The organism is Mongoliitalea daihaiensis (assembly GCF_021596945.1).
GTDB lineage: Bacteria > Bacteroidota > Bacteroidia > Cytophagales > Cyclobacteriaceae > Mongoliitalea > Mongoliitalea daihaiensis.
The window spans coordinates 2149357-2162764 of record NZ_CP063779.1; the positions used below are offsets into that span (position 1 = coordinate 2149357).

The following is a 13408-nucleotide window of genomic DNA, read 5'->3' on the forward strand; positions in this document are numbered from 1 at the left end:
ATGACGAAGGTAAAAATCACACAAATTAAAAGTACCATCAAAAGACCAAAAGACCAAAAAGCTACTATCATTGCGCTTGGTCTTGGTAAAATCAATAGGTCTGTAGTAGTAGAATCCAATCCTGCTATCAATGGTATGATCAATAAAGTTAGTCACCTTGTAAAAGTGGAGGAAGCTTAATATGAAACTACATACACTAAAACCTGCTGAGGGTTCTGTAAAATCCCGAAAGAGAATCGGTCGTGGTACAGGTTCTGGTAGAGGAGGTACTTCTACAAGAGGTCATAAGGGAGCAAAATCAAGATCTGGTTATAAGACCAAGCTTGGATTTGAAGGTGGTCAAATGCCTCTTCAGAGACGTGTTCCTAAGTTTGGGTTTAAGAGCTTAAACAAAGTTTACTCTAAACCAATCAACCTTTCTACGCTGCAAGAATTGGCTTCTCAATTCAACTTGGACACCATTTCTTTCGACACTTTAATAGAGCATGGATTAGTTTCTAAAAAAGATGTTGTAAAAGTGTTAGGTAGAGGCGAACTTACGGCCAAATTAAATGTTAGTGCTCACTCATTCTCTGCTTCCGCTGTTGAAGCTATTGAAAAAGTAGGCGGAACGGTAAATAAGATTTAAGATTAAATGAAAAAGTTCATCTCAACAGTTAAGAATATCTTTTCTATTGAAGATTTAAGAATCCGAATTATGAATACAATCGGTTTACTGATTGTATTCAGATTGGGTTCTTTCATCGTTTTACCAGGTGTGGACCCTTCTAAGTTGGGTGATGCTCCAGAAGGTATATTTGGTTTGATCGATACTTTCCTAGGAGGTGCATTTAGTAATGCATCCATCTTTGGTCTAGGGATCATGCCATACATATCTGCTTCCATTGTGTTGCAGTTATTAACTGTTGGTGTTCCATATTTTCAAAAATTACAGAAAGAGGGAGAGTCAGGGAGAAAAAGAATCAATCAAATCACTCGTGTATTGACAATTGCAATCACAGTTGCTCAGGGTATCGGCTATATTACAGCTACTATCCTTCCAACTGGCGCGGTAATGGTTGACACTACGTTATTCATGTTTAGTTCATTGGTATTGCTTTCGGCTGGTACTATGTTCTGTATGTGGATTGGTGAAAAGATCACGGAGAAAGGTATCGGTAATGGTATTTCCATGTTGATCATGATTGGAATCATCTCTCGATTCCCAGGTGCGATTATTGCTGAGGTACTTTCTAAAGGTACTTCAGGGATGTTACTATTATTGTTAGAAGCTGCTGTCTTGTTCTTCGTTGTACTTGGAACGGTTGCTTTGACGGAAGCTACTCGTAGAATTCCTGTGCAGTATGCAAAACAGGTTGTGGGTGGTAAAGTCTATGGCGGTCAGCGTCAGTATATCCCTATCAAGGTAAATGCTTCTGGTGTAATGCCGATTATCTTTGCTCAGTCTTTGATGTTTTTACCAGCATTGATTGCTCAAATATGGTCAGCGGACAATGATATTGCCAATTATATTGGAAGTACATTCAGTGATTTCACCTCTTGGCAGTACAACCTTGTATTTGCTATCATGATCATTCTCTTCACATTCTTCTACACTGCTATCACGGTCAATCCGGAGCAGATTTCTGAAGATTTGAAAAGAAATGGTGGATTTGTACCAGGCATTAAGCCGGGGGCTCCTACCGCTGATTTTATTGATAACATTATTTCTAGAATTACGCTGCCTGGATCTATATTATTATCTGTAGTTGCCATTCTCCCTGCGTTTGCGATTATTGCAGGTGTTGGAGGAGAGTTTGCTCAGTTCTATGGTGGTACTTCTCTTTTGATCATGGTAGGTGTTATCATGGATACATTGAGACAAATTGAAAGTTACCTATTGATGAGACACTACGAGGGTATGATGAAGAGTGGGAATATGAAAAACAACCCTTCAAATTACGCCGCTGCACTATGATTCACTACAAGACTTTAGACGAAGTCCAGTTAATCAAAGAAAGTGCTCAAATATTAGGAAAAGCTCACGGCGAAGTCGCCAAGTGTATAAAGGAAGGGGTAAAGACCTCTTATCTAGATAAAATTGCGGAAGAGTACATTAGAGATAATGCTGGTGTACCTTCCTTCAAAGGTTATAACGGGTTCCCAGGGACTTTATGTATCTCGGTCAATGAGGTCGTAGTTCATGGTTTTCCCAGTGAATATGTTTTGAAAGATGGCGATATAATCTCAGTAGATTGTGGAGTCTTTCACCAAGGTTTTCATAGCGATTGCGCTTATACTTACCCTGTCGGTGAAGTTTCCCCTGCTGTTTTGTCATTGCTCAAAGTCACCCGAGAGTCACTTTATCTAGGGATTGAAAAGGCTGTTTTAGGAAATCGGATTGGAGACATTGGTCATGCCATTCAAAAGTTTGTAGAATCCAAAGGTTATACGGTTGTTCGTGAGCTTGTTGGTCATGGACTTGGTAAAAATCTTCATGAAGCTCCTGAGGTTCCTAATTATGGAAAGAGAGGTAGTGGTCCAACATTGAAAGATGGACTAGTGATTGCGATCGAGCCCATGATTAATTTAGGTACACGGAATATTGTACAAGAACGGGACGGATGGACGATTAGAACAGCTGATAGAAAGCCTTCTGCACATTTTGAGCACACCGTAGCGATATTTGAGGATAGGACCGAGATTCTGACGACTCATCAATACATAGAAGAAATTATTAAATTCTAAATATGGCTAAGCAAACATCTATAGAGCAAGATGGAACAATCATAGAAGCGTTATCTAACGCTATGTTTAAAGTGGAGCTGGAAAATGGGCATCAATTGATTGCGCATATTTCCGGGAAAATGAGAATGAATTATATCAAGATCCTTCCGGGTGACAAAGTGAAATTAGAGCTGTCTCCTTACGATCTTTCAAAAGGTAGAATCGTTTACAGATATAAATAAAATATCATGAAAGTTAAGGCATCAATCAAGAAGAGAAGTGTTGATTGTAAAGTAATCAGAAGAAACGGTAAACTTTACGTGATCAACAAGAAGAATCCTAAGTTTAAACAAAGACAAGGTTAATCATTATGGCAAGAATTGCAGGTGTTGACATTCCAGACAACAAACGTGGTGAAATAGGCCTTACCTATATCTTCGGTATCGGTAGAAGCTCCGCGAGAGCTATCCTAGAAAAGGCAGAAATTTCTTATGATAAGAAAGTTGGCGAGTGGAACGACGAAGAGTCCACTTCAATCCGTAACATTATTGCTGCGGAATTTAGAACTGAAGGAGCATTGAAGTCCGAAATTCAGTTGAACATCAAGCGATTGATGGATATCGGTTGTTACAGAGGTTTGAGACATAGAAAAGGTCTTCCAGTAAGAGGTCAAAAAACCAAAAATAACGCAAGAACAAGAAAAGGTAAGAGAAAGACTGTTGCTAACAAGAAGAAAGCGACTAAATAAATCTTGACATAGATTATGGCTCAGAAAAGAAACGATAAAGCTAAAAGTAAAAAGAGAGTAGTTAAGGTAGAAGCCGTAGGCCAAGCGCACATCAGAGCTTCCTTTAACAACATCATCATCTCTATTACTAACAACTCTGGTCAGGTGATTTCTTGGGCTTCTGCCGGTAAAATGGGTTTCAGAGGTTCTAAGAAAAACACTCCTTATGCTGCACAAATGGCCGCTCAAAACTGCGGACAGGTAGCTTACGACTTAGGTTTAAGAAAAATTGAAGTATTTGTAAAGGGTCCTGGTTCCGGTAGGGAGTCTGCGATTAGAACTTTGCAAAATGTTGGTCTTGATGTAACTACGATTGTTGATGTGACACCACTTCCGCACAACGGATGTCGTCCTCCTAAACGTAGAAGAGTATAATTATTAAATAAGATACACAATGGCAAGATATACAGGTCCAAAGGCAAAAATCGCCAGAAGATTCGGCGAGCCGATCGAAGGATATAGCAAAGCTCTCCAAAAAAAGAACTACCCTCCAGGACAACACGGTAGAGGTAGAAGAAAAAAGCAGTCTGAATACGCTATTCAGCTTGGCGAAAAACAAAAGGCAAAATACATTTATGGTGTTTTGGAAAGACAATTCGCTAAATTATTTAATATCGCTTCCAGAAAAGGTGGTATTACAGGTGAAAACTTGTTGCAGTTGTTGGAATCAAGGTTGGATAACACCGTTTACAGGTTAGGAATTGCTCCTACCAGAAGAGGTGCTAGACAATTGGTTTCTCACAAGCATATTTTAGTAAATGGTGAGGTGGTTAACATTCCATCATACACGCTTAAGCCAGGCGATGTTGTTTCGGTAAGAGAGCGTTCCAAGTCATTGGAAGCTATTACAAACAGCTTAGCGGGTAAGGGAAGTTCTCGTTTTTCTTGGTTAGAGTGGGATAACTCAGCATTATCAGGAAAGTTTGTCTCTGTTCCAGTGAGGGAAGATATTCCTGAAAACATCAAGGAGCAGTTGATCGTCGAACTTTACTCTAAATAATAAACTTTCAGACTTAAATAGAACTATTGATATGTCCATATTAGCATTTCAAATGCCCGAAAAAGTGGTAATGGAAAAAGCCGATGATTTTCATGGCTTGTTTACCTTCAAGCCACTTGAAAAGGGCTATGGGGTCACCATTGGTAATGCCTTGAGAAGAATTTTGTTATCTTCCTTGGAAGGCTATGCAATCACTTCTGTGAAACTTCCAGGTGTTGTGCACGAATTTTCCACAATTGAGGGTGTTGTTGAAGATGTGACTGATATCATTTTAAATTTAAAACAAGTTAGATTTAAAAAGGTACATGATTCTATCGATGGCAAAATCACGGTAGAAGTTAAAAATCAGTCTGTTTTCACTGCTGGAGATATCGCCAAGTTCACTACCTCTTTCGAAGTATTGAACCCTGAATTGGTGATTTGTCACCTTGATGAGTCTAAAAGTTTCGAAATTGAATTGACAGTTGAAAAAGGAAGAGGTTATCTTCCTGCTGAAGAATCCAAGCCTAAAGAGCAAGTATTTGGTGTGATTCCAATCGATGCCATCTTTACACCTATCAAGAATGTAAAGTACAGCGTAGAGAATACCCGTGTTGAGCAAAAGACTGACTTTGAAAAGTTAATCCTTGAAGTTACAACAGACGGTTCTATCCACCCTGAGAAGGCATTGCAAGAATCTGCTAAAATCTTGATTCAACATTTCATGTTATTCTCTGATCAGACTATGGTGATTGATGCTCCTGGAGCAGATTCCCCTGAGCCTATTGATGAGGAGTTCTTACACATGAGAAAATTGTTGAAGACTTCTTTGAGCGATTTGGATCTTTCTGTAAGAGCATTCAACTGTCTGAAAGCTGCTGATGTAAAGACATTAGGCGACCTAGCCAAGTTAGAAATTTCTGATATGATGAAATTTAGAAACTTTGGTAAGAAGTCTTTGGCTGAACTGGAGCAATTGATTCAAGAAAAAGGGTTGACCTTTGGCATGGATCTTTCTAAGTATAAACTTGATGAAGAATAAATAACATGAGACACGGTAAGAAATTTAACCACCTTGGCAGGACTGCCAGCCATAGAAAAGCGATGCTTTCTAACATGGCTACTTCCCTGATTCTTCACAAGCGTATTTCCACCACGCTTGCCAAGGCAAAGGAATTGAAGAAATATGTAGAGCCTTTGATCACAAGAGCAAAGGAAGATTCTACACACAATAGAAGAATCGTTTTCTCCTACCTTCAAAGTAAAGAGGCTATCAAGACTCTTTTCGGTGAAGTAGTTGAGAAAGTTGGTGAAAGAAATGGTGGTTACACCAGAATCATCAAAACTGGTTTTCGTCTAGGTGATAATGCAGAAATGTGTATCATCGAGATGGTTGACTTCAACGAATTGATGTTGAAAGATGCTAAGCCAGCTAAGAAAACTACTCGTAGAAGTAGAAGAGGTTCTGGAAAAGCGGCTGACGCTTCTAACGAAGCAACTGACACTACAGAGAGTACTGAAGAAAAGTCAGCTGAATAATTCATGCAGACAATCTAACATAAAAGAGGGGTTGAGCTTTTTGCTCAATCCCTTTTTTTATGTCCGGTTTATTCCGGGTAATCCTTTAAAATTTGTAACTTTGGCAAGTTCTTAAACCAACATGACTCAACAAAAAGCAACTCTTCTATTAGCAGATGGGACTATTTTCAAAGGCACACTCATTGGTAGTCCTGGAACCAATGGTGGTGAAATCTGCTTCAACACAGGGATGACTGGGTATCAGGAAATCTATACAGACCCTTCTTATACTGGTCAAATCGTTGTCACGACCACCTCACATATCGGTAATTATGGTGTGATTGACTCCGAAGTAGAATCATCAGCTCCAACGATCGCTGGTATTGTGGTGAATAGTTTTTCTCAAACTTTTAGCCGATTGGATGCCAATGGTTCATTGCAAGACTACTTAGTCAAGCATGGAATTACAGGTATTGCCGATATCGATACTAGGAAATTGGTACGTCATCTTCGTTCTAAAGGCGCCATGAATGCGGTGATTAGTTCGGAATATGAGGATGATTTGACAGGACTTAAGGTTCAATTAAACCTTGTTCCTGACATGAACGGATTGGAGCTTTCCTCCGAAGTTTGTACCAAAGAGCCTTTTTATTTTGGCGATGAACATGCTAGCATCAAAGTTGCTTGTTTAGACTTTGGTATCAAGTTGAATATTCTCCGTAACCTAGCAGATCGAGGTGTATACTGCAAGGTTTTTCCTGCGAAGACTTCTTTTGAGGAATTGCAAGCTTGGAATCCAGATGGTTTCTTTTTGTCCAACGGACCTGGCGATCCAGCAGTAATGGAATACGCAGTACAAACTACCAAGCAAATTTTGAACTCTGGTAAGCCTGTTTTCGGGATCTGTCTTGGGCATCAGATTTTAGCTGAAGCCTGTGGGATTTCCACCTATAAAATGCACCATGGTCACAGAGGATTGAATCATCCGATCAAAAATTTGCTTAGTGGAAAAAGTGAGATTACTTCCCAAAATCATGGTTTTGTAGTCAATAGAGAAGAAGTGGAAAAAAGTGATGTGGTAGAAATGACCCACGTGCATTTGAATGACCATACAGTAGCTGGGATTCGGGTCAAAGGAAAGCCGGCTTTTTCTGTTCAATACCACCCAGAGTCTTCTCCTGGTCCTCATGATTCGAGGTATTTATTCGACGATTTTGTATCTTACATGCATAAAAATTAATAATCCTCTTAAACCTTTAACATTACAATTATGACGTTGATTCAATCTATTCACGCCAGACAAATCTTAGACTCCCGAGGAAATCCTACAGTTGAAGTAGATGTATTTACTGAAACAGGTGCTTTTGGACGTGCGGCTGTTCCCAGTGGAGCTTCTACTGGTATCAATGAAGCTGTGGAACTAAGAGATGGTGATAAATCAAAATATTTAGGAAAGGGCGTATTGAAAGCCGTTGCTAATGTAAATAACGTGATCGCTCCTGAATTGGTAGGGATGGATATTTTTGAACAAAATACCATCGATCAGATCATGATTGAATTGGATGGTACACCTAATAAAAGCAAACTAGGTGCAAACGCAATTCTAGGTGTTTCTTTGGCTGTGGCCAAGGCTGCCGCTATGGAGGCTGGTCAGCCACTTTACAGATACGTAGGTGGAGTAAATGCCAATACCCTTCCTGTACCAATGATGAATATCATCAATGGTGGTTCTCACTCTGATGCACCTATTGCATTCCAAGAGTTTATGATCCGTCCTGTGGGTGCTGCTAGTTTTACTGATGCGATTCGTATGGGCGCTGAGATTTTCCATCACTTAAAGAAAATTTTGCATGATAAAGGCCTTGTAACAGCTGTAGGTGATGAGGGTGGCTTCGCTCCTAACTTCTCTGGCGGTACAGAAGAAGCCTTGGGTTGTGTCTTAGATGCTATCAAAAATGCGGGCTATACACCTGGTGATGATATCACATTAGCTTTGGACTGTGCAGCTTCTGAGTTTTATAAAGATGGTAAATATGACTACTCCAAATTTGAAGGTCCAAACGGTAAAGTTAGAAGCAGAGAAGAGCAAGTTGCTTACCTTGCTGAGCTAACTGAAAAGTATCCTATCGATTCTATCGAAGATGGATGTGCTGAGGAAGACTGGCAAGGATGGGCGATGTTGACTGAGAAAATCGGTGGCAAAGTACAGATTGTTGGGGATGACTTATTGGTGACCAACGTGAAGTTCTTGGAAAGAGCCATTAACGAAAAGTCTGCTAACTCCATTTTGATCAAAGTAAATCAGATCGGTACCTTGACTGAAACTTTGAATGCGATCAATATGGCCCATAAGGCTGGATTCACAGCTGTAATGTCCCATAGATCTGGTGAGACAGAAGACTATACCATCGCAGACCTAGCGGTAGCTACCAACTGTGGTCAAATCAAGACAGGTTCTGCGTCCCGTTCAGACAGAATGGCCAAATACAACCAATTGCTAAGAATTGAAGAGCAGTTGGGAGATGCAGCAGTATTTCCTCAAAAGAAGTAAAAGGAAATAGGTCTAAGGTCCTTTCCATTTGGTAACGGATACTAGAAATGCAGTGATTTAATTTTTAAGGAAAGCGGTCCAAAAGGGCCGCTTTCTTTTTGTTTGCATTTGATTTTTGTGCAGATTTTTTAAAAACATATACTGGATTAGCCATCGTATTTAGCTAATTTTTTGACTGAAAAACGCAATTAACCATTCCTTTAACCGCTGATGGGATTTTTGAAGGACTGAACGGTTGATTTTTGTAAGTTAGTTGCAAACTACTTGACAATGTTATGAGGAAAGTTTGCTTGTTTATGCTTATGATTGGGTTATGGACCACTGTCATGGCACAGATGGAACCGCTTTGGTTGCGGTATCCGGCTATTTCACCCGATGGCCAGGAAATTGTATTTAGCTTTAAGGGAGATTTGTTTAAAGTTCCTTCGCAAGGGGGGACTGCTTTACCGCTCACGTTGCATGAAGCACATGATTACATGCCAGTTTGGAGTCCGGATGGCTCTCAGATCGCCTTTGCTTCTGATCGCTTTGGAAATTTCGATGTTTTTGTCATTCCTTCTCAAGGAGGAGAGGCTAAGCGGCTGACATTTCATTCCGGCAATGACTTTCCTTGGGATTTTACTCCTGATGGAAAAGAAGTGATTTTTAGCTCTCCGAGAAATGATTTGTATTCGTCTGTACGTTTCCCCAACAGGGGGCTTTTTGGGAAGTTATACCAAGTGCCTGTAGATGGGGGTAGATCAATCTTACTATCTACCGCTGGATTTCAATCAGCTTCCTTCGATCCTACTGGCGAGCGAATCATCTTTCAGGACAGAAAAGGATATGAGGACGAATGGAGAAAGCGTCATACTTCCTCTGTCACCCGTGATATTTGGATCTATGACCTAGCAAAAGAATCATACACCCAAATTTCAGATTTTGAAGGAGAGGATCGTGAACCCTTGTTTTCCGCTGATGGTCAGTTTGCTTTCTATCTCAGTGAGAAAAATGGAAGTCAAAATATATTCAAACGCAATTTGGCAAATGGGCAAGAAGAGCAATTGACCAATTTCAACGATCATCCTGTTCGCCATCTGACTAGAAGCAAGGGAGATGTGTTGAGTTTTTCTTGGGATGGGGGAGTTTACACCCTTCGTCCAGGTGGACAGCCAAGCCGTGTTGCAATCAAAATATTTGCTGATTTCAGCGGTAAGGATCAGAAGATTGTCTCTGTGAATGGAGGAGCAACCGAAATGGCTCTTTCTCCAAATGGCAAGGAGATTGCATTTGTGTTTAGAGGAGAGGTATTTGTGACTTCTGTTGATAATAACCTTACCAAACGAGTGACCAATACACCTGCACAAGAGCGTATGTTGAGTTGGGGTGCTGATGGGAAGACGTTGTTTTTTGCTACTGAGCGGGGAGAAAGTTGGGATATTTATCAAGCGCGTATTGTTCGGGAGGATGAGCCGTACTTTTTCGCGGCTACATTAATCAAGGAAGAAGCCGTTATTGCTACGGATAAGGATGAATTTCAACCTTTGGTGTCTCCTGATGGGAAGGAGATTGCCTATTTGGAGGAGAGAAATCGCTTGATGATTTACAATTTGGCATCTAAAACTTCCAGACAAATCATTCCTTTAGGTGAAAACTTCTCGTACAGAGACGGAGATCAGGATTTTACCTGGAGTCCAGACAGTAAGTGGATTGTAGCCAAGAACTCTTTAGGGCTTTATGGAGCGAGCCATATGGTGATGTATGATGCTGCTGGTGGGAAAGAAGGAGTGAATTTGACCAATTCTGGCTTTTCTGATGGGCAAGGGAAGTTTGCCATGAATGGGAAAGCATTTGTTTGGGCCAATGATCGGGACGGTAAAAAGCCCTTAGCCTTGCAAGGTGCACGGGAGTTGGATATTTATGGATTGTTTTTTGATCAGGCTACCTACGATAGATTTCGATTGAATAAAGATGAATATACCTTGTTTAAGGAGCGAGAGGAAAAGAATAAGCCTGCGGAAGTTACCAATTGGAATCCCGATTTTTCTGGGATTGAACAGCGGCGTCTTCGCCTGACTACCGGTTCTTTGAATCTAGCTTCTTTTGATGTATCCCCTGATGGGGACAAGCTGTATTTCATGGCGAGCTTTGAAAATCGCTACGATGTATGGGCGTTTGATAATCGGACCAAGGAACTGAAATCATTGGCCAAAACAAATAGCGGTTCAGGAAGCATTCAATTGGATAAAGAAGGAAAAAATCTGTTTGTCTTAGCCAATGGACGGCTGTCAAAAATTGAGACTGCAAGTGGGAAGGTGAGTGCTATTGGTATCAATGAGGAAATGGTCTTGGATGCCGCAGCTGAGCGGGAGTATATTTTCCATCATGCTTGGAGACAAGTGAAAAAGAAGTTTTATGATCCTGAACTTCACGGAATTGATTGGGATATGTATAGAGCGAGCTATGCGCGATTTTTACCTCATATCAATAATAATTACGACTTCCAAGAGCTTTTAAGTGAGATTTTGGGAGAGTTGAATGGCTCTCATACAGGGGGTAGGTATTCTCCTAGACCCGAAAATGGAGATCAAACAGCTTCCTTAGGGCTATTTTACGATGAAAAATCTCAGGAAAATGGGCTGAAGATTACCGAAGTGATCAAAGGTGGGCCTTTGGATAGAGCAAGTTCCAAAATCAAGGCAGGACATGTAATTGAAAAAGTCGATGGTGTTGCCATCGATGGAAGCTTGGATTGGAATATGCTATTAAACCGGAAAGCGGATCGCAATGTCCTGTTGTCCATGATAGACCCAACCTCTAAGCAGCGATGGGAAGAAACGGTTAAGCCGATCTCTCAGGGAGCGGAAAATGCGCTGCTTTACCGACGTTGGGTGGAGACTATGCGAGCAATGGTGGATAAACTCAGTGATGGCAGACTGGGCTATGTACATGTGCAGGGAATGAATGATAATAGTTTCCGTACTGTATACGATGAAGTCCTTGGAAGAAATGCAGATAAAGAGGCATTGATTGTAGATACCCGATTCAATGGAGGGGGATGGTTGCACGAGGACTTATCGACTTTCTTAGATGGCAAGCCATACGCAACGTTTAGACCTTACGGTTTTATTGCCCGTGGGGGTGAACCAAGAGATAAGTGGGCAAAGCCATCCGTGGTATTGATGAGTGAAAGTAATTATTCCGATGCGCATGCTTTCCCTTATGCCTATCGTGCTAAAGGTATCGGTAAATTGATCGGGATGCCAGTACCTGGGACCAGTACAGCCGTTTGGTGGGAAACACAGATAGATCCAACAATCGTTTTTGGTATTCCGATGATTGCATTCTATGGAGTTGAAGAGGATAGACCTTTAGAAAATCTCCAATTAGAGCCTGATATCAAAGTGCCCACTCCTTTTGAGGAAATCCTTTATGGAAAAGATGCACAATTGGAAGCGGCTGTTGAGGAGCTATTAAAGACTTTAAAAAAGTAGTAGGTGGTGAAATAAAGTTGAAATATACGTTGTGAAATAAGGTGGAAATAATCTTGGGTTTTGACTGATTTTGGTCAAGATCGATATTATTGCCTTAGGCGATATTTGAATTGAAATAAAGTGAAATATGCTGTTCGAAATAAGGTGGGAATAGCTTTGGTATAAAAAAACAGCCCCAGTAGCGATCTTGGGGCTGTTTTTTGTTGTATGGAAATTAGGGTTTTGCTCGAAGCCGTGCTTTGAAGAGTGCCTCGTAGTCGCGTTCTCGTTCACTTTTGTTAGGTGAAATCCATATATTGTTTTCTGAATCGATAAACTCAATTCGTCCTAACTCTTTGGGGATTTCTATCGGGATTAAGCCTCCATCTTCAGAAACCAAGGCCCACTTAGCTACTTGAACTTTGTTGATTGCTTGGAAAATTTCTTGGAAGCCATTTACGCCTTCAATAGCTCGCGCATAAGCTTCATCTGTCAGGCCGCTTTCATAACCAATCAAGGGTTGGTTTTGGTAACTGTGCATGTGATTGATGGATCCATAGGCAAATGTTCGGGTATCGAAACTTATAACATCCAAGTCTATGGCTTTTGGATCTTTCCCTTTGATCTGCTCAAAGGCATCAAATTTCAATGCAATTTCCTTAGCAGGATGTTCTAAGTCTGACCATTTGTAGAAATACAAGGTTGGATCATTGGTAAATGCTACATAAACTCCTGAACCCTGTACCCGCATCACCGGATAGGTGGACGTTTGAGTGTAGATTTCATCCGATTTACTGAAACGGGAGTTAGAAGGATAGGGTACAACTCCAGTGAAGGTGTTGTTCTGAATATTGATTTTTTCTAGAATCGTACCTGCGTCGATAGAATAGAATCCAGAGCCTTTTTGATTTCTTGAACCCACTTGAGCCAGTGCTTCATTTTCATTTCTAAATTGGAATAAATCTGCATGAAACACCTGATAGCCCATGGCAGGAGTAAAGTCAGGTTTGAATTTGCCCAAGAGTTTACCTGCAAAATCAAACTGGAAGAATCCATTGATCCCTAAGACTGCGAAGGATTCTGAGTTTCTAAATTGTGGTCGTGCAATGGGATTGGAGCCGATAGCATCAGGTTGATCACCTGTAAACTGATAGGTTTGCAAGATATTTCCAACTTGGTCGATTAGTAGGATTTCCGAGTTTTGAAGGTTCATGGCCAGGAAATGTGCTCCATCTGGACTGATATGTGACCAGCCTAAAACGCCAATATAGTCCACTATAACAGAGTCTTCAACGACTATTTCATAGCTACTGATATTGACTGAGGAAAGGGTTTCAGTTTCTCTCTTAGTACAAGCAAGACTAAGGAGGAGGAAACTGAACAGAAAGACTGAATTAAAGTAGTTGGTGTACATA

General features: G+C 40.7%; 15 protein-coding genes and 1 pseudogene. 14 read left to right on the plus strand and 2 right to left on the minus strand.

Annotation, left to right across the window (positions count from 1 at the left end; genetic code table 11):
• Genes rpmD through rpsK form a run of 8 tightly spaced genes read left to right on the plus strand, consistent with a single transcriptional unit; the run spans position 1 to position 3868 of the window.
• On the plus strand, positions 1 to 180 hold the full coding sequence (rpmD, locus tag IPZ59_RS09220) for a 50S ribosomal protein L30 (RefSeq protein WP_236139559.1): 180 nt from the start codon (positions 1 to 3) through the stop codon (positions 178 to 180).
• 1 nt (position 181) lies between these two features.
• Positions 182 to 628: a 50S ribosomal protein L15 gene (gene rplO, locus IPZ59_RS09225; RefSeq protein WP_236139560.1), complete on the plus strand. Its 447-nt coding sequence runs from the start codon at positions 182 to 184 to the stop codon at positions 626 to 628.
• Positions 629 to 634: 6 nt separating this feature from the next.
• Entirely contained in the window at positions 635 to 1957 is a 1323-nt protein-coding gene (gene secY / locus IPZ59_RS09230; protein WP_236139561.1) for a preprotein translocase subunit SecY, read from the plus strand.
• Positions 1954 to 2727, plus strand: a complete 774-nt coding sequence (gene map, locus IPZ59_RS09235) for a type I methionyl aminopeptidase (protein ID WP_236139562.1) — start codon at positions 1954 to 1956, stop codon at positions 2725 to 2727. The genes secY and map overlap by 4 nt, the downstream gene beginning before the upstream one ends.
• A 2-nt stretch (positions 2728 to 2729) precedes the next feature.
• On the plus strand, positions 2730 to 2948 hold the full coding sequence (infA, locus tag IPZ59_RS09240) for a translation initiation factor IF-1 (RefSeq protein ID WP_040480068.1): 219 nt from the start codon (positions 2730 to 2732) through the stop codon (positions 2946 to 2948).
• A gap of 6 nt (positions 2949 to 2954) precedes the next feature.
• On the plus strand, positions 2955 to 3071 hold the full coding sequence (gene rpmJ, locus IPZ59_RS09245; RefSeq protein WP_014772314.1) for a 50S ribosomal protein L36: 117 nt from the start codon (positions 2955 to 2957) through the stop codon (positions 3069 to 3071).
• 5 nt (positions 3072 to 3076) lie between these two features.
• Positions 3077 to 3454 carry a 30S ribosomal protein S13 gene (gene rpsM, locus IPZ59_RS09250; protein ID WP_236139563.1) on the plus strand — a complete coding sequence of 126 codons (378 nt, stop codon included), beginning with the start codon at positions 3077 to 3079 and terminating at the stop codon, positions 3452 to 3454.
• Between the two features lie 15 nt (positions 3455 to 3469).
• On the plus strand, positions 3470 to 3868 hold the full coding sequence (gene rpsK / locus IPZ59_RS09255) for a 30S ribosomal protein S11 (protein ID WP_236139564.1): 399 nt from the start codon (positions 3470 to 3472) through the stop codon (positions 3866 to 3868).
• On the opposite strand, the pseudogene IPZ59_RS20320 reads toward rpsK, so the two are convergent.
• Positions 3793 to 3954 (minus strand): annotated as a pseudogene (locus IPZ59_RS20320) (hypothetical protein); the annotation flags it as partial. The gene rpsK and the pseudogene IPZ59_RS20320 sit on opposite strands and share 76 nt — an antisense overlap.
• On the opposite strand from IPZ59_RS20320, the gene rpsD reads away from it, so the two are divergent.
• The 6 genes from rpsD (at position 3888) to IPZ59_RS09285 (ending at position 12014) form a co-directional block, all read left to right on the plus strand.
• Complete coding sequence (gene rpsD / locus IPZ59_RS09260; RefSeq protein ID WP_236139565.1) at positions 3888 to 4493, plus strand: 30S ribosomal protein S4; 606 nt, start codon at positions 3888 to 3890, stop codon at positions 4491 to 4493. The pseudogene IPZ59_RS20320 and the gene rpsD overlap by 67 nt on opposite strands.
• A 31-nt stretch (positions 4494 to 4524) precedes the next feature.
• Positions 4525 to 5514 carry a DNA-directed RNA polymerase subunit alpha gene (locus tag IPZ59_RS09265; RefSeq protein ID WP_236139566.1) on the plus strand — a complete coding sequence of 330 codons (990 nt, stop codon included), beginning with the start codon at positions 4525 to 4527 and terminating at the stop codon, positions 5512 to 5514.
• A gap of 5 nt (positions 5515 to 5519) precedes the next feature.
• Complete coding sequence (gene rplQ, locus IPZ59_RS09270) at positions 5520 to 6011, plus strand: 50S ribosomal protein L17 (RefSeq protein ID WP_236139567.1); 492 nt, start codon at positions 5520 to 5522, stop codon at positions 6009 to 6011.
• A gap of 121 nt (positions 6012 to 6132) precedes the next feature.
• Positions 6133 to 7230: a glutamine-hydrolyzing carbamoyl-phosphate synthase small subunit gene (gene carA / locus IPZ59_RS09275; RefSeq protein ID WP_236139568.1), complete on the plus strand. Its 1098-nt coding sequence runs from the start codon at positions 6133 to 6135 to the stop codon at positions 7228 to 7230.
• Positions 7231 to 7260: 30 nt separating this feature from the next.
• The gene (eno, locus tag IPZ59_RS09280; protein ID WP_236139569.1) at positions 7261 to 8541 is read left to right on the plus strand and encodes a phosphopyruvate hydratase; all 1281 of its coding nucleotides are present in this window, start codon (positions 7261 to 7263) and stop codon (positions 8539 to 8541) included.
• Positions 8542 to 8816: 275 nt separating this feature from the next.
• Positions 8817 to 12014, plus strand: coding sequence for a S41 family peptidase (locus IPZ59_RS09285; RefSeq protein WP_236139570.1), 3198 nt, complete (start codon positions 8817 to 8819; stop codon positions 12012 to 12014).
• Positions 12015 to 12228: 214 nt separating this feature from the next.
• Here the strand turns inward: IPZ59_RS09285 and IPZ59_RS09290 are convergent, their stop codons facing one another.
• Positions 12229 to 13407: a hypothetical protein gene (locus tag IPZ59_RS09290; protein ID WP_236139571.1), complete on the minus strand. Its 1179-nt coding sequence runs from the start codon at positions 13405 to 13407 to the stop codon at positions 12229 to 12231.
• Between the last annotated feature and the right edge of the window lies 1 nt (position 13408).

Coding starts and splice junctions, on each gene's coding strand:
- rplQ (WP_236139567.1), top strand. CDS start 5,520: ATGAGACACGGTAAGAAATTTAACCACCTTGGCAGGACTGCCAGCCAT.
- IPZ59_RS09290 (WP_236139571.1), bottom strand. CDS start 13,407: ATGTACACCAACTACTTTAATTCAGTCTTTCTGTTCAGTTTCCTCCTC.
- secY (WP_236139561.1), top strand. CDS start 635: ATGAAAAAGTTCATCTCAACAGTTAAGAATATCTTTTCTATTGAAGAT.
- rpmJ (WP_014772314.1), top strand. CDS start 2,955: ATGAAAGTTAAGGCATCAATCAAGAAGAGAAGTGTTGATTGTAAAGTA.
- rpsK (WP_236139564.1), top strand. CDS start 3,470: ATGGCTCAGAAAAGAAACGATAAAGCTAAAAGTAAAAAGAGAGTAGTT.
- eno (WP_236139569.1), top strand. CDS start 7,261: ATGACGTTGATTCAATCTATTCACGCCAGACAAATCTTAGACTCCCGA.
- infA (WP_040480068.1), top strand. CDS start 2,730: ATGGCTAAGCAAACATCTATAGAGCAAGATGGAACAATCATAGAAGCG.
- rpmD (WP_236139559.1), top strand. CDS start 1: ATGACGAAGGTAAAAATCACACAAATTAAAAGTACCATCAAAAGACCA.
- carA (WP_236139568.1), top strand. CDS start 6,133: ATGACTCAACAAAAAGCAACTCTTCTATTAGCAGATGGGACTATTTTC.
- map (WP_236139562.1), top strand. CDS start 1,954: ATGATTCACTACAAGACTTTAGACGAAGTCCAGTTAATCAAAGAAAGT.
- IPZ59_RS09265 (WP_236139566.1), top strand. CDS start 4,525: ATGTCCATATTAGCATTTCAAATGCCCGAAAAAGTGGTAATGGAAAAA.
- rplO (WP_236139560.1), top strand. CDS start 182: ATGAAACTACATACACTAAAACCTGCTGAGGGTTCTGTAAAATCCCGA.
- rpsM (WP_236139563.1), top strand. CDS start 3,077: ATGGCAAGAATTGCAGGTGTTGACATTCCAGACAACAAACGTGGTGAA.
- IPZ59_RS09285 (WP_236139570.1), top strand. CDS start 8,817: ATGAGGAAAGTTTGCTTGTTTATGCTTATGATTGGGTTATGGACCACT.
- rpsD (WP_236139565.1), top strand. CDS start 3,888: ATGGCAAGATATACAGGTCCAAAGGCAAAAATCGCCAGAAGATTCGGC.